This is a genomic window from Shigella sp. FC1967, from assembly GCF_001743005.1.
Classification (GTDB): Bacteria; Pseudomonadota; Gammaproteobacteria; order Enterobacterales; family Enterobacteriaceae; genus Proteus.
Map to the genome: position 1 here is coordinate 1 of NZ_MIIZ01001374.1, position 367 is coordinate 367.

General features: G+C 49.6%; 1 protein-coding gene. It reads right to left on the reverse strand.

Annotated features, from left to right (window positions below; genetic code table 11):
• Positions 1 to 39 precede the first annotated feature (39 nt).
• A partial coding sequence (locus tag BHE89_RS22095; RefSeq protein ID WP_286146417.1) for a hypothetical protein occupies positions 40 to 367 on the reverse strand: 328 nt, incomplete at its 5' end.

Here is a 367-nt window from a genome sequence, read left to right on the forward strand (position 1 = left end):
AAAAAAGAAATCTCTCTTACGCATTAGACTTTGCCTCCTTTAATCGCTTGCTGGGTCAGCTTGATCCAGTTCAACGGGGTTTTCACAGTCAACATGGTTGCCAGCGGCACCAACTACCGTTTTGTATGCCTCCGAGCCTGCCGCTGTGTGTACTGCCAGCATAAACGAAAACATAGGGTCATTTTGCATGGTGCCAATCATCATTGCACTGGAAGTGTCTTTGAGCTGGCAGTTTTCAACCCGCAGATTGAGTACATCTTTTGCCACCATCTTACAGTCGGGACACACCTTCTCAAGGTTCTTGAGCTTTGCGTCGTCATTGAGCACATCAGGAGCCGCGATGGCAGTACCGGCCATACACAGCCCC